This window comes from Sporosarcina soli, from assembly GCF_042655805.1.
Taxonomy (GTDB): domain Bacteria; phylum Bacillota; class Bacilli; order Bacillales_A; family Planococcaceae; genus Sporosarcina; species Sporosarcina soli.
This window is the reverse complement of the sequence record NZ_JBHSNO010000016.1, coordinates 1-25,490: the sequence shown is the minus strand read 5'-3', so window position 1 is coordinate 25,490 and position 25,490 is coordinate 1. Positions and strand designations below refer to the sequence as shown.

The following is a 25,490-nucleotide window of genomic DNA, read 5'->3' as shown; positions in this document are numbered from 1 at the left end:
GAATGATAACGATAGACAATTGGCAGTTTGAGCTCGTGACAAACTACCGTGATGGCTATAATGAGGAGGCATTGCTGGCCAGATATAGCGATGTGCTCCTTAAATACGATTATATATTGGGCGACTGGGGATACGGTCAGCTTCGATTGAAAGGTTTTTTCGACGACCGTAATCAGAAGTCGACCTATGAAACAAAAATCAGTACTTTGCAAGATTATCTATATGAATATTGCAATTTTGGCTGTGCTTATTTTGTATTGAAAAAAACAGGACGTGTAAAGCAGGAATCATCAACTGCCTCCACATCCAATGAATGAATTTACCCGTGTATGGATGCATCTGAATCCATACACGTTTTTTTATGGGTTGTGATGAATAGGCAGATATATCTAATTCGATTTTCGTCATCCGTATCGAACCAATTGTTCTTCAAGCTGAAAGATATGGTATTATGGAAATAGATACAACATCAACTGGAGGGAAGTTCCGTGTATTTTGTTGACCGAAACCAAATCAATGAAACACTCGATTATATGGAAGAATTATTAACGATTTATAAAAATGGAAACCATTGGGCGGATGAAGAAGTCCGTTCATTAGCATTGGAAAGAATTGTCCATGTCATCATCGAATCGATTCTCGATGTCGGGAATGCGATGATAGACGGGTTCATCATGCGGGATCCAGGAAGTTATGAGGACATTATTGACATCATGGAAGATGAGCGCGTTATTTCGACTGAGATGGCAGGGCCGTTAAAAAGAGTGATCGAATTAAGAAAAATGATCGTACGTGATTTCACGAAAGTCGATGCAAAAGAAATCAATGAAATCATTTACGGAGAAATCGCTTTTCTTGAAGAATTCCCGGATAAGGTGCGTCACTATTTGGAGAATGAGCTTGGACCGGTCTCTGCATTTTTACCGGAGGAAAAGTGATGATTAACCGTTACAAAGCGATTTGTCTGGACTTGGATGGAACGGTTTACCGTGGAACCGAGCCGATTGCCGAAGCGGTCGAGTTCATTGCCGCTGCACAGAAATTGGGTGTGGACCCGTACTTTATTACGAATAATGCATCAATGACGCGTGTGCAAATACAGGAAAAGCTGAAGGGGTTCGGTATCCAAGCTAATGTGGAGCGTATTATGACATCGGCCATTGCAGCTGCAAAATATTGCAAGAAAATGGCTGAAGGTGCTTCTGTCATGATGATCGGTGAAACTGGGTTGGAAGAGGCATTGGAAGCAGAGGGTATTCGTTTAACGAAGCAAAATCCTGATGTGGTGTTGATGGGAATTGACCGAGGCATAACCTATGCGAAATTGGCGGATGCATGTCTGGCCATCCGTGCAGGTGCTCATTTCATCGCGACGAATGGAGACAAGGCTTTTCCGACCGAAAGAGGATTCGTTCCCGGCAATGGATCATTTGTTGCTTTGATGGAGATGGCGACCGGAAAGAAGCCGGTTTTCGTAGGAAAACCAGAACCTTATATGCTGGAATTCATCCAACAGATGGGGGATTATCGAAAAGAAGAGATGATCATGGTCGGCGATAATTACGATACGGACATTCAGGCAGGTATTCGCTTCGGCATCGATACATTGCATGTGGCAGGCGGAGTTACTTCCAAGGAAGATTTGCTCGCGAAAACAGAGCAACCGACTTACCACGTTCCTACATTACTTGATTGGAAATAAACATCAATTCAGGACAATACGTGAAATAGTAAAAACTACCCGCAACGATTTGCGGGTAGTTTTTATCTTCATTCAGCGGAAGACTCCCACCTCTATAGGTGGCGACATGAATGCAGTTTTGTTTCCTGTTCAGCGGGTGTTCAAAAGCCCGCTGAACGAATAATGGAGGGCAGTCTAAGTGCGCGACGTCCTAAAAGGAAAGTGCCTTAATTTCTGCAAAGATCGCAGAAGTTAAGGCAAATCGAACCCTCCGCTGTTCGATTCGCAACGACTGCATGACCTACATCCTGTAGGCCTCAAGCTTGATTCAAAATCTTGACGCAATTACGCCGAGGCGTAATTGATGCTCAAAAGAGCGGATTATCTTCAATGAATTGGTAAATACGGTTCGTCAGCTCCTCAGGTGTGTCGGCTTCGACAATTTCACCGTTGACAATCGCATAAAGGCTTTCGGCACATTTCGTACAATAGCTAAGACAACCATATTCCAAGACATCTAAATTCGGATCTTTCTCCAAAGTTTCAAACGTTTCATGTGAACCGTTTGCAATATTACTTATGCAAAACTCGACAATCGGATTCACGACGCTCACCTCACCTACTAGAAATCCTACTCCTTTTTACCTTCCAGGTCAATTTCTGCGCCTTATTGTGAAACTTGTCACAAACTGATATAATCGAACTTGAGAAAAGAGCGGACTATTAGGATGACGAAGGAGCAAAGCGATGAGAAAACTTGTATTATTAGGTGCCGGATACGGAAATATGCGTATTTTGTTGCGGCTATTGACGAAAGAACTGCCGGAAGATGTCGAAATAACACTGGTAGATCGGACTCCATTCCATAGTTTGAAGACAGAATTTTATGCACTTGCGGCAGGTACGGTATCGGACGCGGAAGTGCGTGTTCCACTACCGGAGCATGAGCAATTGAAAGTGGTCGGTGGTGAAATCACTGACATCAGACCGGACGAAAAATGTATTTATTTGGATGATGGAAAGCAAATTGCCTACGATGAGCTTGTAATTGGTCTAGGATGCCAAGATAATTACCACAATGTGCCTGGAGCGGCGGAGAATACGTATAGTATCCAGACAATCGGGAAATCGAGAGTCACTTATGAAAAATTGCTTGGACTAGGCGGAGGAGCAACTGTCGGAATCGTCGGGGCGGGCCTAAGCGGAATCGAGCTTGCGAGTGAATTGCGGGAAAGCAGACCGGATTTGACCATCAAGTTGTTCGATCGCAGTCCGCGGGTATTACGGGACTTTCCAGAGAGGCTTAGTAACTATGTCCAAAGCTGGTTTGATAAGCATAATGTGGAAGTGGTCTCCAACTCTAATATTACGAAAGTTGAACCGAACGTCTTATATAACCATGAAGAGACGATTTCAGTCGATGCAGTCGTATGGACTGCTGGAATTCGTCCCGTCACGCCAGTCCAAAACTTGAATACGGAAAAAGACCGCTCGGGACGAGTAAAATTGAATATGTATCATCAATTACCGGACTATAAAGACGTCTATGTAGTCGGAGATTGTGCTTCCCTACCCTATGCACCAAGTGCACAAGTTGCGGAAGAACAGGCGGAGCAAATTGTACGCGTGTTGCGCAATGTCTGGAATAATGAGGCATTACCGGAAAGTATGCCGGAAATCAAACTAAAAGGGTTCCTCGGTTCCCTTGGTAAAAAGCAAGGATTCGCTTATTTGGCGGATCGCACAGTAACTGGCCGGATCGCTCGTTTGTTGAAATCCGGGGTGCTTTGGATGTACAAATGGCATAACGGGTAACTTGCAACAGCCAATATTTTTGTACAGATATTGAAGTATCAGATAGAGAACTCTCCCACCTTTAGCAGTGGGAGAATCGATGATTGCCAAAAAAACCTTGGGCGCCATTTTCAGTCCAAGGTTTTCTCAATTATATGCCACTGTTATCAATGCCGTCGTTTGTCGTCACTTATGCTTGTGCAACATAACCATGCTTTTCAAGCGCGTTAAAAACGGGCTTCAATTGGATATAGCCTTCACCGATCATTTCATCTTCAATCATGACGAGCGGGTAGAAAAACTCATCATTTTGCACTTGTTCAGCGATGCCTTGCTGCCGTTCATCCGCGATGGAAGAATAGATATCGATATACTCGATATCATAAGGCTGGTTCGGATATTTGCGATCGATTGCAGCTTGTAGCCATTCATAAGTATCTTTTGACGAAGGTGCATTGACACAACTTGCACAAACGACTTCGGCCCCGAAGATTTCAATCTTTACCTTGTTTGTCGCCATAAAAAAACGCCTCCAGAATCATTGTTGGATTTTTTATTGAATCCAGTTTATAATAAGTATAAGGAAAGGAGAGGTAAAAAACAATGACAGATGCAACGATGACAGAATCAGTACAAGAAGTTTTAGATAAATTACGCCCATTCCTCTTGCGTGATGGAGGAGACTGTGAACTTGTGGATATTGAAGATGGTATTGTGAAACTTCGTCTTCTAGGCGCTTGCGGCACATGCCCAAGTTCCACAATTACACTTAAAGCGGGGATTGAACGTGCTTTGCTTGAAGAAGTTCCTGGCGTAGTTGAAGTAGAGCAAGTATTTTAACTTGATTCAGCAGAAGTCCCCCACTTCCATAAGTGGCGGGATGAATGCCAGAAGGCATTTCAATCAGAGGGAGTCCAAACTCCCTGCTGATTCAAGTTAAGCCTCCGGCGGATGTCACAGATTTTGAAAGGAGTTAATCGAGCAAGCTCGATTCAAAATCTGGACGCAATTACGCCGAGGCGTAATTGATCTCGAATGATGTATGAGCAAAGCGGACCATTTTTTGGTCCGCTTATTTCATATCCTCCCTTATTTCCTGCCAACGTTCTTTAGCCATCTGAATGATTTTCGGTTCATGTGATGTCCGTTGTTGTTCAAGGACCCGCGAAAAATTCCGGATTGCTTCTTCGCGATCTCCGATTTTCCAAGAAAGTTCACCAATCAAATACAATACCCTCGATTCGGACATTTGGGTTCCGGAATAATCGCCGGCCGAATAGGAATCAATATAGGCGTTACGTGCAATCGACAAAAAGCGTTTTTCCTCACGATCGGAATGCAAGTCGCGGTAGAGCCAGGCAATCCGCAACGTAATACCGGCAATGAAAAGCGGTTTTTCTTTTTTATACAAAGCGCTTAAATAGGCCAATTTATACGTTTCAATGGCTTCATCGATTGTCCGGGTCGAGCTATATGAACGATGATTCCACTGCGCTGTAATATTGCTTGCAATCGTCTCTTTCGTTCCTGGAGCGAAATAAGGGGAGAACTCATCCGTGAATGAAAAACCGCAATGAGGGCAGACAGAAACGTTATAGAACAGTGGATTTATGTCCAAATTTGAGTAGACGGGTTTGAAGTCGCTTTCGTGAGAGGTAACCCGAACGAACCGAGAACGAATTTTTGTAGAAGCGAATTTCTCTTGGCAATTCAAACAGTTGAATTGTTTAGCGTAAAATGGACTGACTTCCATTTGTATCACCCTTTCGTACTATTAAATTCATTATAACTTATATCGAAAGATATAGGATGATTTTTAATCCTATTAAGCAGAAGGACCCTCTGAGGTGTCACGGAATTTACATGGCTATAGGAAGCACAATTAATTGCGTTTTTCATTAAATTACTGCTATGATTAAAAGACAAAATAAAGGGAAGGTGAGCACGATTGGCTGAAGTTGTTGAAGTTACAGAAGCAGCGGCATTTCATGTTAAGAAAATGATGCAACACAATGAGGAAGAAGGTTCCTTCTTACGAATTGGAGTCAATGGTGGTGGGTGTAGCGGCCTGACATATGGAATGGGATTTGAAGCTGAAAAGTCGGCGGAAGATCTCTTGTTGGAACAGCATGGCTTACAAATACTCGTATCCGGTGAAGATGCTCCAATTCTCGAAGGTACAATAGTTGACTATAAAGAGTCCCTCATGGGGGGCGGATTTACAATAAATAATCCGAATGCCATTGCAGCTTGTGGTTGTGGAACTTCTTTTAGAACGGCAACAAAAAAAGGAACGCCGGCGGAATGCTGATTGCCGGGTCTACCCTCCCATACTAAAAAAATGGGAGGTTTTTCTTTGCTTAAAGACGATGATATTCAGTATTTTCAAAGATTTTCTATTTCAAATATAGTGTTGAAATGACCTATCAAAAGGGCTACTATAAGAGGTAGAGGTTTGTCGAGAACATGACAAAAGCCGGGACTGTGTAAATTTTCGGACTAACCGATTTCACGTTGCCGGTCACATAAAAAAATTAAAGGTGGTTTCGATCTTCGTGAAAAGACCGACAATTTTAGTTTTAGGCGCAGGATACGGCGGATTGTCAACAGTCGTCAATTTGCAAAAATCGCTAGGAACTGACGATGCTGATATCGTACTTATAAACAAAAATGATTATCACTATGAAGCAACATGGCTCCATGAAGCGGCTGCAGGAACATTGACTCCTGAACAAGTCCGATACGATATTAAACGAGTCATTAACGAGCAAAAAGTGAAATTCATTAAAGCGGAAGTTAAAGGGATTGACGTAAAAGAGAAAGTCGTAACATCTGATGCGGGCACGCATACATATGATTATCTAGTCATTTCCCTAGGGTTTGAAGGGGAGACCTTCGGAATCCCAGGATTGGACAAATATGCACTTTCCATCGCCAATGTAAAAGCGGCGCGTCAAATCCGTGATCATATCGATTACCAATTTGCAACATGGTCTCTTGAAGATGAAAAAGATGATAGTCGTCTGACGATTATTGTGGGAGGCGCAGGCTTCACTGGTATTGAATTCCTTGGAGAACTTGGTAACCGTGTACCTGAACTTTGCAAGGAATATGATGTGCCAGCTGAAAAGGTACGAGTCATTTGCGTAGAAGCGGCTCCGATGGTTCTCCCTGGATTCGATCCGGAACTGGTGAAATATGCAGTAGGCCAATTGGAAGCAAAAGGCATTGAGTTTTCAATCGGTACGCCGGTCGTTGAAGCAACTCCTGAAGGCGTTAAAATTAAAAAAGGCGAAGATGAGTTTGAATTCATCAAAGCCGGTACAGTTGTATGGGCAGCGGGTGTCCGTGGAAACCGTCTAATTGAAGAGACTGGTATTGAAAACATGCGGGCTCGTGTCAAAATCGACAAAGATCTTCGCGCACCAGGTTATCCGGATGTCTTCATCATTGGTGACTGTGCACTGATGATCAATGAAGAGACGAATCGTCCATATCCACCGACAGCACAAATTGCTATGCAACAAGGTGATATGTGTGCGAACAATATTGTCGCACTATTGAAAGGTCAACCGACAGCGCAGTTTGTACCAGATTTAAAAGGTAGCGTTTGCTCACTCGGTCATGACGATGCAATCGGTGTCGTTTACGGTAAAAAATTGACAGGTACAAAAGCTTCCTTCATGAAAAAAGTAGTCGATAACCGATCACTCTTTTTGATTGGTGGACTTGGTCTGACGATGAAAAAAGGTAAATTCAAGTTCTTCTAATAGTAATGATAAAAAGCACCTGCCTCTTCTTGACGGCAGGTGCTTTTCACAGCGTGGAAGCATTAATCGTTCCACAGGCTCAGTCGGTTGTATAACCTTTTCATTATTTTTCAAGAGATAATGATGAAGGCGTTGAAGAATGTTGATGAAATCCGACAAATTATTGAACGAAAGTTATTCGTATTGAAAGCATTTGTCCATTCCTGTAAAATGATGAATGGAAAATGGAGGTATTCATATTGACAATTTCATTGACGCACGCCGTCTTATCCATATTGATTTTCATTGTCATGTTTTTTGGTATCGGTTTCTTATTGAATATGCTTCTTCGAATGAGTTGGTTAATGGCCATTATCTATCCGATTGTCGTCGTGTTGATCATTGATGAAGTAAAAGTGTATGAATACTTCACAAAACCGAAGTATGCATTCCAATTACTTGGTGAAAAAATTATGGCACTCCATTCGATCGATATTATCATTTTAGCAAGCGGGCTCGTAGGAGCGATCATTTCAGGTATTGTCATTAAATTATTGAGAAAACAAGGTTATCAAATGTTCTAATTGAGACTAGATAAAAAATGGTATGTTCAAGCAATTTTACTTGAGCATACCATTTTTTTATCTTCACTCAGCGGAAGACTATTACCTCTCTAGGTGGTAAGATGAATTTCCTGTTTAGCGGGTGTCTAAACGCCCGCTGAACGAAGATAAAGCTTCCGGCGGATTTCACACAATAAATGTATAGATGACAACGGAGATGAGAATACCGGTGAGGGCACCGGCAAAAACTTCACTCGGCTTATGCCCTAGTAATGTTTTCAACTCTTGAATTTTTTGTTGACCATCTTTTTGTTGCCAGCCTTTTGCTTCTTGGACGAATGTTTGGAAATCCACCCGCATTTGATTGATGACGAGGGCTTGTTGTCCTGCTTGATAGCGGATCCCAGTCGCGTCAAACATAACGATGACACCGAAAATGGCGGAGACGGCAAAGAGCGGTGAACCAAGACCCTCTTCATAAGCGATGGCAGTCGTTAACGATGTGACGGCGGCTGAATGGGAGCTTGGCATACCTCCTGTTGATGTCATCAGTTTCCAGTCCAGTTTGCCATTCAGGAAATAATGGATAGGTATTTTAACGATTTGAGCAAAAATGATACCGAATAATGCCGCAAGGAGCGGGGTGTTGTATAAGATGGCCAATTGGTTCCCCTCCATTTTCAAAACGAAAATTCTACTGCCAGTATACCACACCCATTCCAGAGACAAAACTGGATTGTATGGATTCCAAACGAATTCATACTATTGGTCGAATAGGTAGATTATAATAGATATATGTGTGATAAAGGGAGGTTGTCAAATGCAAGCAATCATAATGGAACCGGATTTTAGTAAAGTGTCGGCAGATGTTCTTGTCATCGGCGTTCCGGAACATCCGGAAAATATGACGGGATGGGGAGATTTCGTCCAATCCTTCAGCCCTCGTTTACCGGAGTGGTTAAAGTCCGGAGATATTCAGACTGACTTCAAAAAAATTGTCAAAATGCCGACCCTTGAAGAACGGTCATATAAGCGTGTGTTTTTTATTGGTCTTGGCCCGCAAAAAGCATTGACGGAAGATCGATTACGTCAAGCATTTGCGGACGTCGGTAAAGAATTGTTGAAAGGGAAAGCCCGCTCTGTTGCGATTTGGACTGCACCATTTACGAATGACAAACTTACATGTGAAGATGTGGTGTTTTTAGCATCTGAGGGGATGGTACTAGGTGCTTACCAGTTTGAAGGATACCGTACGGATTCCAACGAACGTGATGTGACGCTGGAAACTATAACCTTTTTATCCGAGGCGGATGCGGCTGAATTGAAAGCCGCTTTTGAAGTGGGCAATGTGTATGCTAGTGCAGTCAATGAAGCCCGCACGCTTGTGAATATGCCCCCCAATTTATTGACGGCTACGAAGATGGCGGATTATGCAAGAGAAATGGCTCTGAAATATGATTTTGAAATCGACGTGCTCGGAAAAAAAGAGATGGAAGAACTCGGAATGGGTGCCATTTTAGCGGTCAACAAAGGATCTGTGGAAGAACCGCAATTGATCGTCATGAAATATGCGGCAACCGAACAATGGGAAGATGTCGTAGGCCTGGTCGGGAAAGGGATTACATACGATACGGGCGGCTATTCATTAAAACCGAAAGACGGCATGGTCGGGATGAAAGGCGATATGGGAGGCGCCGCTGCTGTACTTGGCGCGATGAACATCATCGGGGAGTTACGTCCTGCGAAAAACGTCATCGCTGTCATCGCATCGACAGATAATATGATTTCCGGGGAAGCGTTCAAGCCGGATGATGTCATCACTTCCTTAAGCGGCAAAACGATCGAAGTGCTAAACACGGATGCGGAAGGACGTTTGGTACTCGCAGACGCGGTGACTTATGCCATGCAAGCAGGGGCGAACTCGATCATCGATATCGCAACACTAACCGGTGGTGTTATTATTGCGCTTGGGCATGATAAGACGGGGGCATTGACGAATGATGAGGCCTTCTTTGAGGATTTCATGCAAGCCTCATTAGAAACGGGCGAGTTCGTCTGGAGACTTCCATTGACAGAGAACGATAAGAAACGGATTCGTAAAAGCGATGTAGCGGACTTGAATAATTCACCTGGACGTGACGGTCATATGATTTTTGGTGGTGGTTTTGTCGGTGAATTCGTCGGTGACACACCTTGGATCCACCTGGATATTGCCGGTACGTCGGATGCGTCTGCAACGCATGATCTAGGTCCAAAAGGTGGGACAGGTGTTATGGTCCGGACGTTGGCAACGCTCATCGAACGGCTGGCCGATTCGGATAATTAAGCATAATAGGCGCTGATCTCTATTCCATTATTTTCACTTGAATAGGATAAGTGAGAAAGGGGATGGAAAATGTCTAGAGGTTTTCATGGAGGAGGCGGCTTCGGTCGTGGAGGTTTCGGTCGTGGATTTGGCTTCTTTGATGGATTTGGAGCTCCCTTCCTCGGCGGATTCACAGGTGGTTTGTTAGGAAGCGCATTGTTTTCGGGACCTGGTTTCGGTGGTGGTTTCGGCGGTGGTTTCGGCGGATACCCACCGTACGGATTTGGATATCCACCTTACTATCCATACGGTTATCCTCCATTCGGATGGTATTGACCGACCAAATAGCCCTGCTGGTGCAGTAAAGAATTGCTCCAAGGTATAATTGATAAAATAAAAACACGTAAGGCAACTTGAAAATTTCATTGCCTTACGTGTTTTTTTATTTGCATTCAGCAAATGTTTTTGTAATGAAAGCGAAGCGTCAGCTACAGAAGACTCTCAGCTCTATAGATGGCGAGATGAATGCGGTTGTGTTTCCTGTTCAGTGGGTGTTCAAACACCTGCTGAACGAAGATAAAGCCCTCCGGACGCAATTACGCCGAGGCGTAATTGATCGATCTAATCTCGTGTTTGTTTCGCTTTTTCCACAACTTCTGCAAGATCATCTCCGACGGTCAATTTGGTTGGTTTGACGCCGGATAGATAGGCGGCACGCCCCATTAAATGACCACCAATTGGTGAGGTGATGAAAAGGAAGGCAATGGCGAGAAGAAGCTGGATGCTGATGTGGTCTTTATTCCACCAGAAATGCAAAAATACACCCACTAGAATGCTTAGCACGCCTAATGTCGCACTTTTAGAAGCGGCATGTGCCCGCGTATAGACGTCGGGCAGACGCAACACACCGATGACCGCCACGACTGTGAACAGCAACCCGACAACAATGGCCGCAACAATAAGGATGTTAGCGATTACGGTCATGTTCGATAATCTCCCCTTTCTCAATGAATTTGGCAAATGAAACCGTGCCGATGAAAGACATGATGGCAATGAGCAAAATGACTTCCATGAAAAAGCCGGTATCGAATAAAATCGATAACAAGGCGATGGATGAAATGAGCATGACTCCAATTGCATCCAGTGCAATAAGCCGGTCCGGATTAGATGGACCGCGGAAGACACGGTAGAGCAGACTAGCCATCGAGAGAATGACAACGATGAGACAAATCCAGAAAAATGTCATCATGGGCGGCTAACCTCCTTAATGGCTTTTTCGAATGTATGTTTAATTGAATCGATGGCATCATCGACATCGTCCACGTCAATAGCATGGATATAGAGCGTCCGCTGGTCGTCCGAAACATGCAAAACAATCGTCCCGGGGGTCAATGTAATGAGGCTGGAGAGCAAAGTGATTTCCCAGTCATGTTCAAGGTCTGTCGGCAACGCGAAAATCATCGGTTGGATAGCCATTTTTGGCTGTAAAACGACCCGTAATACCGAAATATTCGATAGCGTTAGTTCTTTGAAGAACAGAAGTGTCAATTTAAAGGCTGCCCACAGCCGCGCAATATACAGCCTTTCCTTGAAAAAGCGTCTCATCATCATGATGAGGATCAACCCTATCAAGTAACCGATGATGAAAGTGGAGGCGCTTGCCGAGCCATTCACAAACATCCAAACAATTGCGATGAAAACGTTCAGTATGAGTTGAAAAGCCATCGACATCTACTCCTTTAATACCGCATCCACATAGATGGATGGTTGTAGTAATCCGTTTGTCGCGTCCGTCATATAAGGGAATAGCCATTCCGTACCGATGCCGTAAAGCACGGACAAAACGACGAGAGCGACAGCTGGAATCATCATGTGCCGATATGGACGACGATCTGTTTTAGGTAGGGTAACCGGCTTGCCCCAAAACGCATAGATAAAGATCCGGATGACCGATAACAGGACAATCAGACTCGATGCGAGTAGAATGATCGCCCCCCAGCTGTTCCCCGCTTCAAAAGCCCCTTTTACAATGAGCAGCTTGCCGACAAATCCACTGAGTGGGGGAATGCCTGCGAGCCCGAACGCCGCGATAAGATAAAACCAGCCAAGTGGTGCATGGGTCTGTATCAATCCGCCCATTTTGCGTAAATTGGATGTCCCTGTTACGTAAATGATGATGCCGATCAGCAAGAACAAAGCCCCTTTGATGAGCATGTCGTGGATCAAATAGAAAATCGCACCGGAAAGACCGGATTCATTCATCTGTGCAGCGCCGAATAAAATGACCCCAACTGCGATGACGATGTTGTAAATGATGATCTGCTTTAAATCAAAATAAGCGAGCGCTCCGATACATCCTGCAATAATCGTTAAAATGGATAGCACAGAGAGAATTCCGTGCGTAAACCCGATATCATGCACAAAGAACAGTGTATACGTCCGCATAATGGCGTAGACGCCTACTTTCGTCAAAAGCGCACCGAATAGCGTCAGTACGGGAATCGGCGGTGCAGCATAGGACCCCGGTAACCAGAAGTACAGCGGAAAGATGGCCCCTTTGACTCCGAAGACAATCAGTAGCAGGATGGCAATGACCGTAATGATCCCTGGTTGCCCGATCTGCGCAATTTTCACCGAAATATCCGCCATATTCAGTGTTCCAATGACGGAGTAGAGAAATGCGATCGTAATGACAAACAACGCAGATGAAATGACATTGACGAGCACGTATTTTATTGATTCGCGCAGCTGCTTTTTCTCGCCGCCTAGAACAATTAATACATACGATGCAATGAGTAACACTTCGAAGAAGACGAATAGATTGAAAATGTCCCCTGTCGTAAAAGCCCCATTGACACCTGTCACCATGAAAAGGATCGCCGGGTAATAAAAGAAACGTTCCCGTCCTTCTCCGATGGACGAAAAGCTGTACATGACGATAAACAAAGTTAGTAAAATCGTTGTTGTCACGAGCAACGCGGCCAACATATCGGATACCATGGAAATCCCGAATGGTGCAGGCCAGCTACCGAGCGTGACTGTTTGAATGCCATCCGTTTTCACTTTGAACACGAGGAACAATGCGGCAACCAAGCTGGCAAGAAGCCCGATCAGCGTCAATGAGCGCTGCACACGGATGTTCTCCTTGAAAAAGAGCAGGAGAATCGCGAACAGGAATGGCAAAATGATGGGCAGTAAAGGTAGATTAATCATGCTCGTCATTTCCCTTCAAAAGATTCATATTGTCTGTTTTATGAACTGCATAGGCCCGGTAAGCGAGTACCAGAATGACAGCAGTCACCCCAAAACTGATGACGATCGCAGTCAAAATAAGGGCCTGTGGCAGGGGATCAGCATAGTCCGTCACCCCATCCGCAAGTACTGGCGGGGAAGATCCGCCTAGGCCGCCCATCGTCAAAATGAGCAAATGGGCACCGTGACTGAGCAAGCCTGTCCCTAAAATCACTTTTAGCAAGCTGCGGGAGAGGATCAAATAGACAGCGGCCATAAAAAGGATGCCGATCACAATTGCCATAACGAATTCCATTAGGCGTCCCCTCCAATCGATTGAATGATGGTGATCGCGGCGCCTACAACAACCAAATAAACACCTGCATCAAAAATCATCGCTGTATGCAAGGACGTTTCACCGAATAAAGGTAGATTAAAATCGTCGAATGCATGAGTGAAGAATGGCACATTAAAAACGAGTGAAGCGGAGGCCGTTCCAAGAGCCAGCAATAATCCGATCCCCGTCACAATTGTAAAGTTGAACGGCAACGCCTGTTGGACGGTCTTCAAATCGAAAGCCAGCAATAAAAGGACGAGTGCCCCCGTTGTCAGCAAACCACCGACAAAGCCACCCCCGGGTGTGTAATGCCCCGCGAAAAAGATATGAATGGAAAAAAGAAAAATGATGAAAAACACGACTTTGGTCGTCGTCTGTAAAATGACATCATTTGTTTTCATCAGCTCGCTCCTTTCTCGCCAATCGCAGACGAATCATCCCAAGGACGCCGATACCGGCAATTGCCAAAACGGCAATTTCAAACAACGTATCAAATCCACGGTAATCCACGAGAATGACGTTTACGATATTACCCCCGCCTGCTTCGGTTGCTACGGTTTCTTTGTAATAGTGTGAGATCGACGGCAACAGTTTCTGTGAATGCGCGGACAATGCGACCAGTGCAACCGTCACGCCGACACCTGCGGCAATGATAAGATTCGCAACTTTGTTCCGATTCGTTTGCCCATGGTTACGAAGAGCTGGCAAATGTTTGAACGCCAATAGGAACAGTGCGACGGAAACCGTTTCGATGACAAGCTGTGTCAACGCTAAATCTGGAGCCTTGAAGATGACAAAGAATAGGGCGACCGAATAGCCGACAGCACCAAGCGCGATAATAGCTGCCAATCGTGTTTTCGCTAATACAACCATGCAAACGGCAATAATCAGAATAACCGCCGTCATCAGTCCATAGGCATTCAACGCTGAAAAGCTGTCCATATCGACAACGAACGCTTCCTTGATAAACAAAGTGGCTGTCGTCAAGGCGATGATAAACGCAAACATATACAACAAATACGTCCGGATCAGGCCGGTCATATAAAAGCGGGAGAGTTGGTTCATTCCTTTTTCACCAAATAACATCGTCGCATCGTATAACGCATTCAACGATAAGTAGGATGGTTGAATATCGTAAAGCTTTTGCCATTTGGCAAGTGTCAAATACAGAATCGCCCCAACCCCGACAATGGCAATGGTCATCCATAATTCCGGGGAGGCAAACCCATGCCAAGCCGCGACATGAACAGCAACGTCAGACGGATGGCTGTACAATTCAGGTTGAATAGCCATCACAGCGGGTTTGACAAAATATTTCCCAATCACATTCGGAATGAAGAAAATTCCGACGACCAGTGATGCTAGAATGACCGGGGAAATGAGCATCCCGAATGGTGCCTCGTGCGGCGTATTTGGAAGAGGCTTTTTTTTCCCCTTTCCTCCAAATGTTTTGAAAACGAAATAGAAACTATAGATAAATGTGAACACACTAGCAATCCAAGCGACAACCGGAAACAGCATACCCCAAGTAGCAAAGTTGAACAGTTCAAAATGGCGAAGCGCCAACATCGATTGCAAAAACATTTCCTTACTTAGGAAGCCGTTGAAAGGCGGCAATCCTGCCATCGACATAGAACCGATGAATGCGACCGTAAAACTGACAGGCATGATGCTCATCAAGCCCCCCAGCTTCCGAATATCCCGTGTACCCGTTTCATGATCGACTATTCCGGCAATCATGAATAAGCTGCCTTTAAAAGTCGCATGATTGATCAAATGGAAAATCGCCGCAAATGTTGCAAACCTAAATAGTGCATCATCGCTATGAAAAGCAATCGCACCTGCACCGAGTAACGACATAATCAGCCCGAGCTGACTGACCGTGGAAAAAGCGAGGATCGCTTTCAAATCGGTCTGTTTTACGGCAAAGAACGACCCCCAGAACAACGTCAGAAGCCCGATACCAGTCACAAGCCAGATCCACACTTCCGAAACGGCAAAAATCGGTGTGAAGCGCGCGACAAGGTAAAGGCCAGCTTTCACCATCGTGGCAGAGTGCAAATAGGCACTAACAGGTGTAGGCGCTTCCATCGCATCTGGCAACCAAATGTAAAACGGAAACTGGGCGGACTTCGTAAATGCGCCGAGTAAAATGAGAATGAGCGCGAGGGTAAAGTACTCATGTCCGATAAAAGAAGCGGAACTGGCAATCAGTTCACGGATGGAAAACGTATCGCCCATGATGCCTAGCAACACAAATCCTCCAAGCATCATTAGCCCACCAAAGACAGTGATCATCATCGATTTCAACGCACCAAAACGGGAACGGTCTCGCGTATTCCAATACCCGATAAGTAGGAATGAAGAGATGGACGTCAATTCCCAAAACAGATACAGAGAAATCATATTATCCGATTGGACAACACCTAACATCGCACTCATGAAAAGAAGCAAATAGACATAGAAGTGATTTAACTTCTCCCGGCTTTTATCGAGATAAAAGATCGAGTAGAGCACCACTAGTGCCCCGATTCCGGTAATGAGTAAGGTGAACAACAGGCTCAGCCCATCCAAGTAGGACACAAAAGAAATGCCAAGTGATGGAATCCATTGCAATTCGGATACGGCATGTCCGCCATCCCTAATCGATCGAATGAACCCCACATAATAGACGAATAGAACAAGCGGTACGAACAATACGAACCATCCGGTATGGACGCCATTCAGCTTCTTAAAAAGCAAAGGAATAATAAGAGCGACCACCATCGGTAAAAAAATCAAATACACGAATTCCAAAAAAATCCCCCTTTCAAAAATTGAACGCAAAAAAAACACAAAAAGAGTCCGTCACCAAAGGGCATAGATACCCCCTTGGTGACAGACTCCTCCAAGTACGTGCATTCAACTGATTGAAGCCAATATACCATAGCCTCGGAAGTTTGTAAACCTCATACAATTAAATAGACATCGAAATGTGTGCGTACTTGGCAACTTCATTTCTGCTATGATAGAAATATAGAATCAACTGTATTCGGGGTGTCTTATGAAAAATCCTTATCTATTCGGTTATTTACCGTTTGTCACGATCTGTCTATTCAGTTTGACCTTCGGCGTTTATACAGTGGGGCTATCCGTCGATTTCTTCAAGGAAATCGGTTTATATGCAGGTATGCGGGAGTTTTTTTCTGACTTGCAACTACGTATTTTCCTGTTGGTTATGTATGCACTTCTATTTTTTATGATCTTTTCTGCGTTAAAACTGATTGCGGAGACGATTCACGAAACTGCCATGCTGTTGTTTTCCAAAGACGAGGAAGGAAAGTCGTTTAGTGAAGCGCGGGGAGGGAACGTCATATACTTTTTCGGCTCCCTCGCTTCAGCCGGCGGAATTCATTCAATTTACATCTTAGCGGCGCTGTTCCTTCTGACCACTTTTGTCTATTTTGTCTATATCGTCTATAAAATGAGCCGATTCATGACGATGACAAATACGATTGGTCTAATCGTATTTGAAATCATTGTTTGGTCTGTTCTCATCTCCAGCCTCATCTATATTGTGCTGAAACTGTATAATGGAGTGATGGCGAGTTTGCCTTTCTAGTCCCGTAAAAGGGCGGAGAAAACCCGCAAATGCAGTTTCTGATCGCTAAGCCGTTTGACGGATTGGGGTTGATCATAGCCGATCCAGACAGCGGTCGTATAGTTATCATTGAGGCCGCCTACCCATAAATCTTTGTAATGGTCTGTCGTTCCTGTTTTGGCACCTGTATAATGATGCGCATACGAAATTCCTTTTCCGGTGCCGTTGAGTACAACATCGGACAATAAATGGCGCATTTTCGTCACTGTAGCCGGGGACCAGACATTGACCTGTTCGTCCGGCCACTTGTAAAGGATATTCCCTTCTTTATCTTTTACGGCACGGATGGCGTGTACAGGTGTGAAGCTGCCATCTATGAAACTCGTATAGGCACCCGCCATCTCTAGTGGCGTCACCCCTTTTGAAAATCCTCCAAGTGCAGCTGCGTAAGTCCAATCCTTTGTAGACACCGATTGAAATGCAAAAGGTTCAAGAAAACCGAATGCCTCCTCAATTCCGACCGTCCGCAATAGCCGGACAGCAGCCGTATTATGACTATGCCGAAAAGCTTCTTTAATGGAAACATTGCCGTACACATAGCCACCGATATTGGTCGGGCAATACGAACCGATACATATATTGCCACTGTTAATCAACGTATTTTCCGTATAGGATCCACTTTCGAAAAGGGGAGCATAGACGAGCAATGGCTTGATGGCAGAGCCGGGTTGCCGTACCGCTTGAAAGGCACGGTGGAAATCAGCTTTTTTATAATGACTTCCCCCGAATAGACTGACGATTCCCCGCGTTTCATTGTCGATGACAGCGGCGCCCGCTTGCACGTTTGTCGGCTTCAAGAGGGAAGATATGGTCCGCTCGTCTTGGCGCTGCTTGTGCGGATCTAGGGCTGTTTCAATCACCATCCCCTTTGTCACCAATTTATCTCTCCGTTGTTTCACTTGTGCTAGAAGAGCTGTTCTTTCAGCGTCGCCGTCCGCATTGGCGATTTTGTCCTTCATACCCTCCGATTCAGCGATCAGATCGGAAAGTTCTGCAAGGACATACGTCTGATAAGCGGGGAATTGATTTTCCTTCTTCTTGACATGCAATTCGATTGGCATAGTAGCAAAGGCATCGGCTTTCTCTCCTGTCAAGAAACCGCTTTTGGAGAGTGTGGAGAGCAACCGCTCCTGCCTTTGTTTGGTCCGTTCGAAATGATCCAAAGGGTTATACAATGAAGGGTTATTCGGAATCGCAGCGATGAAGGCCATTTCCGCTTCATTCAATTCATGTAAAGGTTTGCTGAAATAATAAGTTGAGGCTGCGCCGATTCCATATACTTGGTTACCGAAATACATTTCGTTCAAATACATTTCAAGAATCGCTTCTTTCGTTGCCTGCTTCTCCAATTCTGCGGCATACAAAAGCTCTGTCACTTTCCGCTCATACGTCTTATCAGTCGATAAGAAACGCATGCGGACCAACTGTTGGGTAATGGTGGAAGCCCCTTGTCTCACATCATCATTGGCGGCATTGACAGCAAATGCACGGACAATTGCTGCAACGTCATAGCCTCGATGTTCAAAAAAGCCCCGATCTTCACTTTCCAAAAAGATTTGTCGGACAAATAGGGGGATGTCCGACAACGGGAGTGGTTCGCGCCACTCGACATACTCTTCCGCAAAAATATGACCATGTCGATCTTTCATCACAATCGGCACGTCAACTGGAGGGGAGGACAATTCGATGGCGTCACTGATTTGGTGTTTGAACGAGTCGGCATGCTGCCATTCATCTGCAATCGCTTTTTGAACGAACCATAAAATGGGAACTGCTGTCAGTATGATTATAAAGCCGAAGACCTGTTTCAAAATTGCTCCTCCATTTGGGGATATTTAACTTTTTTGTGAGTGTTCCTCACTTGCCAGGAAGTCTTCAAAATCTTTCCCAGGCTTCCGGTTTGCATAAAATAGAAATGCAAAGCCGAGAAGGAAGAGAAAGCCGGTAACAATGAGGACGGAAGAAATGCCAATAAATGCACTTAGAATACCGCCGAACATCGGACCGATAATATTTCCCAGGAAACGAAAGCTCGTATTGTACCCCATCACTTCACCTTGGATATGAACCGGGGCCTCCCGTCTAATCAATGCGGTCGTCAGCGGGATCATCCCGCCTATCGCGATTCCGAAAAGGATACGTAAAATAATCAGTTGCCATAACGTGGTGACAAATGCTTGAGGAACAATGAAAACGCATGATAGGACAAGCAATAGAGATAACACTTTTTCATAGCCGATATCATCTCCAAGTTTCCCCCATTGCCGGGCGAATAGGAGATTACCTAAACCGGTGGCACTGAACGTCAGGCCGGCAAGAAACGCGACATCTTTTGCTTCTGTCAATTGTGCGACGTATAGCGACAATAATGGTTGGATACTAAAATTGCCGATTTGGATTAAAGAAGTGACAATCATCACGTTCAGCATGAGGCGATGATGCAGTAACCCACTCAAAATGGATTTGCGTGAATAGGGGATCGCTTTCGAGCTTTTCACCCGAATTTGCTCCCGAATGCCGAATAGGACAAGAAGCGCTGCGATGATGACGGAAACGGATGTGATGATGAAAGTGTATTGGAATCCGAATGCATCTGCCAACAATCCACCAAGCAATGGACCAAATAACGTACCCGTCACGCTGCCCATTTGTAACGTCCCGAGCATTTTTCCCGCTTCCTCTTTTGCAGTCTGTGAAGAAATGAAGGCAAGGGAAGTCGGTATGAAACCGGAAACGACGCCATTCAGAAGTCGCAAGATGAAAAATGTTTCGACTGAGTTGACAAAGCCCATCAGAAAGACGGACGTCGCAATTCCGAATCCATTCACAAGCAAAATCGGTTTAAACCCATATTTGTCGGCAACCCGTCCCCAAACTGGAGACATGATGAAAGCTGTGACAAATGTCGCCCCGAAAATAAGACCGGACCACTTTTGCACATAGGCATCCGAATAATCGCCAAATGTCTCAATATAGAGTGAAAGAAAGGGCATGATCATCGTCATAGTCCCTGCTACGAGTACGTTAGAAATCCAGATAATAATAAAATTCCGTTTTTGCACGTTCAAATAATAACCTTCTTTCCGTAGCGTGCTCTTAACTAGTATAAAACATTTCGATATTCGAAGGAAGAAACGTGCTTAAACATCGAAATCAACGAATTGATATGATAAAATAGGGCAGGGTGAATGAAAGTTGAAAAAAGTGTCTATTTCTCTATTCTCATTCTTTGCTCTTATCCTATTAACCGCTTGTGGGACAGGTGATAAGATCATGGAACTGGAGAAAAAAGAACAAACAGCAGGACTCGCTCCTGTAGAAGAAAATAGTGTGAACGATCAAAAGGAGGCAACAATTATGTATCCACAATTGTCCAATGAAGTAGCAGAAAACGAAGCGCTCGTTGTGATGAACACAAACCAAGGCTCTATGAAAATCAAACTTTTCCCAGAGCAGGCGCCAAAAACAGTCGAAAACTTTTTAACACATGCGGAAAACGGCTATTATGACGGCATCATCTTCCACCGTATTATTAAAGATTTCATGATCCAAGGTGGCGACCCGACTGGAACTGGAATGGGCGGGGCAAGCATTTACGGCGATACATTCGAAGACGAGTTCACGATGGATCTCTTTAATATACGTGGAGCGCTTTCCATGGCAAATGCCGGTCCTGGTACGAATGGCAGCCAATTTTTCATCGTTCAAGCATCGCAAGCACCGGGTTCAGCAGAGCAAATGAAACAAGGCGGCTGGCCGGAAGAAATTGCTGAAGCTTATGAAAAAATGGGCGGCACACCACATCTTGACCAACGGCATACTGTTTTCGGACAAGTCATCGAAGGCATGGATATCGTCGATAAAATTGCATCCGTGAAAACAGGACGACAAGATAAGCCGGTTGAAGATGTTGTGATTGAATCCATCGAAATTCTTCAAAAGTAAGCGTCATGTGAAAATAACGCAGCGAGGAAGTGTATGTAATTGAACGCACTTTTAATGCCGTTCCTTTACTTTCCGGAAGATAAGTCAGAATATATACCGGCGGCCATTTCGTTTGTATTTTTCATGATTCTTTTAATCCTCACCTTTACATGGATTAGGCGCAATTCGAAAAAACAAGAAGCCGAGACGAAAGAACTGGAAGAACGCATCTTGCGTGAACGCCGTGAAGTTAAAGAAAAACAGCATCCTCAAAACTGAGGATGCTGTTTTTGGTGTAGTGACTAAATTCTTGGTTTGCAATCAAACACTGATTTAGTGCAATCAAACAGCTTCTGAGTGCAATCAAACATCATAGGAGCGCTAGCAAATCTATCGATCATCCGTTCATCGCAGTGATGAAGCGTTTTACACCTTCTTCGACCGTGGAACGAGGAGCCGCCACATTCATGCGAAGGAATCCGCGACCGGCTTCCCCGTATTTCGTCCCCGGTTCGAGGGCAAGTTTCCCTTTTTGCAACAGTTTGTCCATCATTTCTTTTTCTGTAAAACCTGTGTCACGATAATCAATCCACAGCAAGTATGTTCCATGCGGTTTGGCGATCTTCAAACCGGGTACTGCTGTTGTTAGTTCATGGATTACATAATCCATATTACCTGAAACCGTCGTGAGCAGTTTTTCTAACCAAGGACCGCCTTCATTGTAAGCAGCGGTCAATGCCGCACCTGCGAAAGCATTTAAATCCATTTGACCGTGGAACATCGCATTCATTCTCAACTTCTCCCTGACATTTTCGTCAGTGGCAATCATGAGAGCCACTTGGATACCTGCAAGGTTGAACGTTTTTGTAGGTGCTACACAAGTGATAATCCGATCCACTTCTTCTCCCGCTAAAGTTGCGAGTGGCAGATGAGTGTGACCCGGGAAGACGAGGTCGGCATGGATTTCATCTGATAAAATAAGCACATCATATTTTGCACAAAGTCTCAGCATTTCTTTTAATTCATGCTCTTTCCATACAATGCCGCCAGGATTATGCGGATTACAGAGAATGAATAATTTGACATTTTGTTTCAGGCATTTTTCGAACGCTTCAAAGTCGATTGAATAGATTCCATCCTGTTCTTTCATCACGCATTCGATGACCTGGCGCCCTTGTAATTTAGGGATATTGAAAAACGGCGGATACACAGGGGAAGTGACTAGAATGCCATCGCCCTCTGAAGTGAAGGTTTCCACGACGGATGCAATGGCAGGAACAACTCCCTGATGAAACAGCATCCAGTCATTTTTCGTTTCCCAACCATGACGCTCCGAAAGCCACGTGCGGACTGCGTCCTTGCACCCTTCACAAATGTAGGAATAGCCGAAGACAGGATGATCCAGCCGTTCTTTGATGGCATCGATGACGGCCTCCGGAGCCGCAAAATCCATATCGGCCACCCACATCGGCAAGATATCTGATGCATCTTCAATGCCGTAAACGACCTCCATCCGATCCCATTTGACAGACCTTGTTTGACGTCTATCTATCATCTGTTCGAATATACTCACGAATATCCCCTCTTTCATTTTTTCTTTACTATGTTATCATAAACAAGACAAAACAAAAAAATAAGGTGACTCATCGTGCGAACAATCGAAATGAATAAAAAAGCGATTGCCCTTCTTGAACAATGGGATCCATTCGACGTAGGCGCAAAAGCATATGAACTGGAAATTGTCGATGTCGTTTCAGAATTGCATCGTCTTGACCATCCGACAGATTTGGCCAAGCGTATTCGGGAGATTTACGAGCATTCTTATGAAATATGGATTCCAATCGAAAACTGTGTACAAATTTCTTACAAACTTTTAGCGATAAAATACGAGGCGAAATGTATCGTCTGACCTCTGAGCCGTACCTGATATCGGGATGCGGCTTTTTTATATTTCATTATACTGCTAAGAAAAGGTTGAATTTAACTTGATCCAGCAGAAGTCCCCCGCTTCCATAAGTAGCGGGATGAATGCCAGAAAGCATTTCAATTCAGAGGGGGTTCAAACTCCCTGTAGCTGACGCTTCGCTTTCAGTACAAATAGAATTGCTGATTAGAGGAACTCAGGCTAAATTCGCCGCGTCCTGAATGAAAGTGCCTTAATTTCTGCAAAAAGCGCAGAAATACGGCAAATCAAACCCTTCGCTGTTTGATTGGCAACGCCTGAGTGACCAACATCCTGTTGGCCCAAGCCTCCGGCGGATGTCACAGATTTTGAAGGGAGTTATGGAAGGCAGTCTAAGTGCGCGACGTCCTGTCGCAACGACTGCATGACCTACATCCTGTAGGCCTCAATTCAAAATCTGGACGCAATTTCGCCGAGGCGTAATTGATTAACAAAAATCACTTGAAATCAATTCAATTCATCCGATAGTAATAAAGATGTGCAGGACTTCCTGCTAAGAAAATAATGGAGAGAAGGATTGAAAGAGATGTTTCAGTTTAAAAGTATTAAAACCAAGTTACTGAGTGCGTTTTCAATTGTTATTGTACTCGTCATCTTGCTTGGTATTTATAACATTTCAGTCGTTGTGAAAAGTAATCAGAACGCGGAAATGATCATAGAGAAAGAGCTGCCGTTATTGATAGCTAATGAGCAGATGGCATTGACGATGGCGAATCGTATATCGACCGCCCGCGGTTATGTACTATACGGTGGCGACTATAAAGAGCGGTTCAATGCCTATACGGAACAAGGGAAGGAATATGAAGCAATTATTAGAGGCATACGCGACTCCGAAGAATTCGACCGCCTGATTGAGAAGACAATCGCTTGGCGGACGATGGTCGATACGGAAGTTTTTCAGGAATATGATAAAGGAAACGAAGAATTGGCCCGTAGGAATTTACAGGCATCCACCGAAATGGTCCGGGAAGTCATGTCTGGTTATGAAAAAATGGCTAAAGATAGTGAAGCGACGATTAACGAAGTTGAACAATCGATTATCGAGAGTGGAGAAGCGACATTACGAACTGTTGCGATTGTCACCGTTTTAGTCATTTTACTAAGTACAGCGGCAGCGCTAGTGACTGCTAATTCGCTCTCTAAACCGGTCCGAATGGTAACTGATCGGATGAACAGAATAGCAAGTGGGGATTTAAGCGGCGAACCACTCGAAAGTCGTTCAAAAGACGAAGTGGGTCAACTCGTGAATGCTATTAATGAGATGAGTGGTAATACCCGTCAATTGGTACATGATATCAATATAGTTTCTGGTTCAGTAACAGGCCAAAGTGAAGAGTTAACCCAATCGGCAACTGAAGTGAAAGCGGCGACGAATCAAATCGCGACGACGATGTATGAATTGGCCGAAGGGGCAGAAATGCAGGCCAATCATGCAGGTGATTTGGCTCAGTCAATGGAGGCATTCTCTCATAAGGTGGAAGAAGCGAATGAAAAAGGAGAACAGATTCACCAGTCGTCTGAAGAAGTACTCACAATGACTGCAGAAGGGAGTCGCCTGATGCAATCATCCAATGAACAAATGGAAAAAATCGATCATATCGTACAAGAATCCGTTCAAAAAATCCATGGCTTGGATGAACAAGCCCAAGAAATCTCTAAATTGGTGGAAGTCATTAAAGATATAGCCGATCAAACAAATCTTCTCGCATTAAACGCAGCAATCGAAGCGGCAAGAGCGGGAGAACACGGTAAAGGGTTTGCAGTTGTAGCGGAAGAAGTGAAAAAACTGGCAGAACAAGTCTCCTTGTCTGTCACAGATATTACAGGCATTGTCGGAAGCATTCAACAGGAATCCAGCTCCGTAGCGGATTCATTGCAAGTGGGCTATGAGGAAGTGACAAAGGGAACTGAGCAGATTCAAATTACGAACAAAACATTCGGGCAGATTAATCATGCGGTAACTGAAATGGCACAGCATATCCAGTCCGTCTCTGAGAATTTAGCTGACATCACAGCAGGCAGCCAAGAAATGGGCAGCGCAGTCGAAGAAATTGCAGCCATCACCGAAGAAGCAGCAGCTGGTGTCGAGCAAACATCCGCCTCTTCCCAACAAACAAGCAGCTCTATGGAAGAAGTTGCAGGAAGCGCCGAACAACTCGCCAAATTGGCTGAGGAGCTCAATGGCTTAGTACAACAATTCAAACTATAAAAAGGAAAAGACCCATGGATATGGATAAACTGTACCCCTTGTAAAGGACATTTTTAAAAAGCCTAGGCAGTATTAAGAAGATGATCTCTGTATT

General features: G+C 44.5%; 29 protein-coding genes. 15 read left to right on the top strand and 14 right to left on the bottom strand.

Features of this window, described 5'->3' with window-relative positions:
• The first annotated feature begins 2 nt into the window (after window positions 1-2).
• The 3 genes from ACFPRA_RS20820 (at window position 3) to ACFPRA_RS20810 (ending at window position 1,702) form a co-directional block, all read left to right on the top strand.
• Entirely contained in the window at window positions 3-317 is a 315-nt protein-coding gene (locus ACFPRA_RS20820) for a YutD family protein (protein WP_381438997.1), read from the top strand.
• Between the two features lie 171 nt (window positions 318-488).
• Complete coding sequence (locus ACFPRA_RS20815) at window positions 489-938, top strand: DUF86 domain-containing protein (RefSeq protein WP_381438994.1); 450 nt, start codon at window positions 489-491, stop codon at window positions 936-938.
• A 2-nt stretch (window positions 939-940) separates the two neighbouring features.
• A complete protein-coding gene (locus ACFPRA_RS20810) occupies window positions 941-1,702 on the top strand; it encodes a TIGR01457 family HAD-type hydrolase (RefSeq protein ID WP_381439983.1) in 762 nt (253 codons plus the stop codon).
• Window positions 1,703-2,049: 347 nt separating this feature from the next.
• On the opposite strand, the gene ACFPRA_RS20805 is transcribed toward ACFPRA_RS20810, so the two are convergent.
• Window positions 2,050-2,286: a YuzB family protein gene (locus tag ACFPRA_RS20805; RefSeq protein WP_381438992.1), complete on the bottom strand. Its 237-nt coding sequence runs from the start codon at window positions 2,284-2,286 to the stop codon at window positions 2,050-2,052.
• A gap of 142 nt (window positions 2,287-2,428) precedes the next feature.
• Here ACFPRA_RS20805 and ACFPRA_RS20800 point away from each other — a divergent pair, with 142 nt between their 5' ends.
• Complete coding sequence (locus ACFPRA_RS20800) at window positions 2,429-3,496, top strand: NAD(P)/FAD-dependent oxidoreductase (protein ID WP_381438990.1); 1,068 nt, start codon at window positions 2,429-2,431, stop codon at window positions 3,494-3,496.
• A gap of 169 nt (window positions 3,497-3,665) precedes the next feature.
• Here ACFPRA_RS20800 and ACFPRA_RS20795 read toward each other — a convergent pair whose 3' ends face one another.
• A complete protein-coding gene (locus tag ACFPRA_RS20795; RefSeq protein WP_381438987.1) occupies window positions 3,666-3,995 on the bottom strand; it encodes a YuzD family protein in 330 nt (109 codons plus the stop codon).
• A gap of 83 nt (window positions 3,996-4,078) precedes the next feature.
• Between ACFPRA_RS20795 and ACFPRA_RS20790 the strand changes: the two genes are divergently transcribed.
• Window positions 4,079-4,315 (top strand): NifU family protein, encoded by a 237-nt coding sequence (locus ACFPRA_RS20790; RefSeq protein WP_239390895.1) that lies wholly within the window; start codon window positions 4,079-4,081, stop codon window positions 4,313-4,315.
• A gap of 232 nt (window positions 4,316-4,547) precedes the next feature.
• On the opposite strand, the gene ACFPRA_RS20785 is transcribed toward ACFPRA_RS20790, so the two are convergent.
• On the bottom strand, window positions 4,548-5,228 hold the full coding sequence (locus tag ACFPRA_RS20785; RefSeq protein ID WP_381438985.1) for a DUF2225 domain-containing protein: 681 nt from the start codon (window positions 5,226-5,228) through the stop codon (window positions 4,548-4,550).
• A gap of 195 nt (window positions 5,229-5,423) precedes the next feature.
• Between ACFPRA_RS20785 and ACFPRA_RS20780 the strand changes: the two genes are divergently transcribed.
• The 3 genes from ACFPRA_RS20780 (at window position 5,424) to ACFPRA_RS20770 (ending at window position 7,808) form a co-directional block, all read left to right on the top strand.
• Complete coding sequence (locus ACFPRA_RS20780; RefSeq protein ID WP_381438983.1) at window positions 5,424-5,786, top strand: HesB/IscA family protein; 363 nt, start codon at window positions 5,424-5,426, stop codon at window positions 5,784-5,786.
• A 244-nt stretch (window positions 5,787-6,030) separates the two neighbouring features.
• Complete coding sequence (locus ACFPRA_RS20775; protein ID WP_381438980.1) at window positions 6,031-7,245, top strand: NAD(P)/FAD-dependent oxidoreductase; 1,215 nt, start codon at window positions 6,031-6,033, stop codon at window positions 7,243-7,245.
• A 224-nt stretch (window positions 7,246-7,469) separates the two neighbouring features.
• Window positions 7,470-7,808, top strand: coding sequence for a YuiB family protein (locus tag ACFPRA_RS20770; protein ID WP_381438978.1), 339 nt, complete (start codon window positions 7,470-7,472; stop codon window positions 7,806-7,808).
• 165 nt (window positions 7,809-7,973) lie between these two features.
• Here the strand turns inward: ACFPRA_RS20770 and ACFPRA_RS20765 are convergent, their stop codons facing one another.
• Entirely contained in the window at window positions 7,974-8,450 is a 477-nt protein-coding gene (locus tag ACFPRA_RS20765) for a divergent PAP2 family protein (protein WP_381438976.1), read from the bottom strand.
• 157 nt (window positions 8,451-8,607) lie between these two features.
• Between ACFPRA_RS20765 and ACFPRA_RS20760 the strand changes: the two genes are divergently transcribed.
• Together ACFPRA_RS20760 and ACFPRA_RS20755 are read left to right on the top strand one after the other, a co-directional pair.
• Window positions 8,608-10,113: a leucyl aminopeptidase gene (locus ACFPRA_RS20760; protein ID WP_381438974.1), complete on the top strand. Its 1,506-nt coding sequence runs from the start codon at window positions 8,608-8,610 to the stop codon at window positions 10,111-10,113.
• A gap of 69 nt (window positions 10,114-10,182) precedes the next feature.
• Window positions 10,183-10,428, top strand: a complete 246-nt coding sequence (locus ACFPRA_RS20755) for a hypothetical protein (RefSeq protein WP_381438972.1) — start codon at window positions 10,183-10,185, stop codon at window positions 10,426-10,428.
• A 285-nt stretch (window positions 10,429-10,713) separates the two neighbouring features.
• Here ACFPRA_RS20755 and mnhG read toward each other — a convergent pair whose 3' ends face one another.
• Genes mnhG through ACFPRA_RS20720 form a run of 7 tightly spaced genes read right to left on the bottom strand, consistent with a single transcriptional unit; the run spans window position 10,714 to window position 16,456 of the window.
• Complete coding sequence (gene mnhG, locus ACFPRA_RS20750) at window positions 10,714-11,076, bottom strand: monovalent cation/H(+) antiporter subunit G (RefSeq protein ID WP_381438970.1); 363 nt, start codon at window positions 11,074-11,076, stop codon at window positions 10,714-10,716.
• Complete coding sequence (locus tag ACFPRA_RS20745) at window positions 11,060-11,341, bottom strand: Na(+)/H(+) antiporter subunit F1 (RefSeq protein ID WP_381438968.1); 282 nt, start codon at window positions 11,339-11,341, stop codon at window positions 11,060-11,062. Before ACFPRA_RS20745 ends, mnhG begins: the two co-directional genes overlap by 17 nt.
• The gene (locus ACFPRA_RS20740) at window positions 11,338-11,817 is read right to left on the bottom strand and encodes a Na+/H+ antiporter subunit E (RefSeq protein ID WP_381438966.1); all 480 of its coding nucleotides are present in this window, start codon (window positions 11,815-11,817) and stop codon (window positions 11,338-11,340) included. The genes ACFPRA_RS20745 and ACFPRA_RS20740 overlap by 4 nt, the downstream gene beginning before the upstream one ends.
• Window positions 11,818-11,823: 6 nt before the next feature.
• Window positions 11,824-13,305, bottom strand: a complete 1,482-nt coding sequence (locus ACFPRA_RS20735; protein WP_381438964.1) for a Na+/H+ antiporter subunit D — start codon at window positions 13,303-13,305, stop codon at window positions 11,824-11,826.
• Entirely contained in the window at window positions 13,298-13,639 is a 342-nt protein-coding gene (locus ACFPRA_RS20730) for a Na(+)/H(+) antiporter subunit C (protein ID WP_381438962.1), read from the bottom strand. Before ACFPRA_RS20730 ends, ACFPRA_RS20735 begins: the two co-directional genes overlap by 8 nt.
• The gene (locus ACFPRA_RS20725) at window positions 13,639-14,061 is read right to left on the bottom strand and encodes a Na(+)/H(+) antiporter subunit B (protein ID WP_381438960.1); all 423 of its coding nucleotides are present in this window, start codon (window positions 14,059-14,061) and stop codon (window positions 13,639-13,641) included. Before ACFPRA_RS20725 ends, ACFPRA_RS20730 begins: the two co-directional genes overlap by 1 nt.
• Window positions 14,048-16,456 carry a Na+/H+ antiporter subunit A gene (locus tag ACFPRA_RS20720; RefSeq protein ID WP_381438958.1) on the bottom strand — a complete coding sequence of 803 codons (2,409 nt, stop codon included), beginning with the start codon at window positions 16,454-16,456 and terminating at the stop codon, window positions 14,048-14,050. Before ACFPRA_RS20720 ends, ACFPRA_RS20725 begins: the two co-directional genes overlap by 14 nt.
• 247 nt (window positions 16,457-16,703) lie before the next feature.
• Here ACFPRA_RS20720 and ACFPRA_RS20715 point away from each other — a divergent pair, with 247 nt between their 5' ends.
• Window positions 16,704-17,261, top strand: coding sequence for a YufK family protein (locus tag ACFPRA_RS20715; RefSeq protein ID WP_381438956.1), 558 nt, complete (start codon window positions 16,704-16,706; stop codon window positions 17,259-17,261).
• On the opposite strand, the gene ACFPRA_RS20710 is transcribed toward ACFPRA_RS20715, so the two are convergent.
• Entirely contained in the window at window positions 17,258-19,111 is a 1,854-nt protein-coding gene (locus tag ACFPRA_RS20710) for a transglycosylase domain-containing protein (RefSeq protein ID WP_381438954.1), read from the bottom strand. The two genes, ACFPRA_RS20715 and ACFPRA_RS20710, sit on opposite strands and share 4 nt — an antisense overlap.
• Window positions 19,112-19,135: 24 nt before the next feature.
• Window positions 19,136-20,368 carry an MFS transporter gene (locus ACFPRA_RS20705; protein ID WP_381438952.1) on the bottom strand — a complete coding sequence of 411 codons (1,233 nt, stop codon included), beginning with the start codon at window positions 20,366-20,368 and terminating at the stop codon, window positions 19,136-19,138.
• A 127-nt stretch (window positions 20,369-20,495) separates the two neighbouring features.
• On the opposite strand from ACFPRA_RS20705, the gene ACFPRA_RS20700 reads away from it, so the two are divergent.
• Together ACFPRA_RS20700 and ACFPRA_RS20695 are read left to right on the top strand one after the other, a co-directional pair.
• On the top strand, window positions 20,496-21,245 hold the full coding sequence (locus ACFPRA_RS20700; RefSeq protein ID WP_381438949.1) for a peptidylprolyl isomerase: 750 nt from the start codon (window positions 20,496-20,498) through the stop codon (window positions 21,243-21,245).
• Between the two features lie 39 nt (window positions 21,246-21,284).
• On the top strand, window positions 21,285-21,503 hold the full coding sequence (locus ACFPRA_RS20695; RefSeq protein ID WP_381438947.1) for a hypothetical protein: 219 nt from the start codon (window positions 21,285-21,287) through the stop codon (window positions 21,501-21,503).
• Window positions 21,504-21,621: 118 nt separating this feature from the next.
• On the opposite strand, the gene ACFPRA_RS20690 is transcribed toward ACFPRA_RS20695, so the two are convergent.
• Window positions 21,622-22,797, bottom strand: coding sequence for a MalY/PatB family protein (locus ACFPRA_RS20690; protein WP_381438944.1), 1,176 nt, complete (start codon window positions 22,795-22,797; stop codon window positions 21,622-21,624).
• 75 nt (window positions 22,798-22,872) lie between these two features.
• On the opposite strand from ACFPRA_RS20690, the gene ACFPRA_RS20685 reads away from it, so the two are divergent.
• Together ACFPRA_RS20685 and ACFPRA_RS20680 are read left to right on the top strand one after the other, a co-directional pair.
• Window positions 22,873-23,133: a DUF1871 family protein gene (locus ACFPRA_RS20685; RefSeq protein ID WP_381438942.1), complete on the top strand. Its 261-nt coding sequence runs from the start codon at window positions 22,873-22,875 to the stop codon at window positions 23,131-23,133.
• Between the two features lie 580 nt (window positions 23,134-23,713).
• A complete protein-coding gene (locus ACFPRA_RS20680; protein WP_381438940.1) occupies window positions 23,714-25,396 on the top strand; it encodes a methyl-accepting chemotaxis protein in 1,683 nt (560 codons plus the stop codon).
• Window positions 25,397-25,490 lie beyond the last annotated feature (94 nt).

Coding starts and splice junctions, on each gene's coding strand:
- ACFPRA_RS20745 (WP_381438968.1), bottom strand. CDS start 11,341: ATGATGACATTTTTCTGGATTTGTCTCATCGTTGTCATTCTCTCGATG.
- ACFPRA_RS20680 (WP_381438940.1), top strand. CDS start 23,714: ATGTTTCAGTTTAAAAGTATTAAAACCAAGTTACTGAGTGCGTTTTCA.
- ACFPRA_RS20770 (WP_381438978.1), top strand. CDS start 7,470: ATGGAGGTATTCATATTGACAATTTCATTGACGCACGCCGTCTTATCC.
- ACFPRA_RS20760 (WP_381438974.1), top strand. CDS start 8,608: ATGCAAGCAATCATAATGGAACCGGATTTTAGTAAAGTGTCGGCAGAT.
- ACFPRA_RS20715 (WP_381438956.1), top strand. CDS start 16,704: ATGAAAAATCCTTATCTATTCGGTTATTTACCGTTTGTCACGATCTGT.
- ACFPRA_RS20790 (WP_239390895.1), top strand. CDS start 4,079: ATGACAGATGCAACGATGACAGAATCAGTACAAGAAGTTTTAGATAAA.
- ACFPRA_RS20740 (WP_381438966.1), bottom strand. CDS start 11,817: ATGGCTTTTCAACTCATACTGAACGTTTTCATCGCAATTGTTTGGATG.
- ACFPRA_RS20735 (WP_381438964.1), bottom strand. CDS start 13,305: ATGATTAATCTACCTTTACTGCCCATCATTTTGCCATTCCTGTTCGCG.
- ACFPRA_RS20730 (WP_381438962.1), bottom strand. CDS start 13,639: ATGGAATTCGTTATGGCAATTGTGATCGGCATCCTTTTTATGGCCGCT.
- ACFPRA_RS20795 (WP_381438987.1), bottom strand. CDS start 3,995: ATGGCGACAAACAAGGTAAAGATTGAAATCTTCGGGGCCGAAGTCGTT.
- ACFPRA_RS20755 (WP_381438972.1), top strand. CDS start 10,183: ATGTCTAGAGGTTTTCATGGAGGAGGCGGCTTCGGTCGTGGAGGTTTC.
- ACFPRA_RS20785 (WP_381438985.1), bottom strand. CDS start 5,228: ATGGAAGTCAGTCCATTTTACGCTAAACAATTCAACTGTTTGAATTGC.
- ACFPRA_RS20725 (WP_381438960.1), bottom strand. CDS start 14,061: ATGAAAACAAATGATGTCATTTTACAGACGACGACCAAAGTCGTGTTT.
- ACFPRA_RS20820 (WP_381438997.1), top strand. CDS start 3: ATGATAACGATAGACAATTGGCAGTTTGAGCTCGTGACAAACTACCGT.
- ACFPRA_RS20800 (WP_381438990.1), top strand. CDS start 2,429: ATGAGAAAACTTGTATTATTAGGTGCCGGATACGGAAATATGCGTATT.
- mnhG (WP_381438970.1), bottom strand. CDS start 11,076: ATGACCGTAATCGCTAACATCCTTATTGTTGCGGCCATTGTTGTCGGG.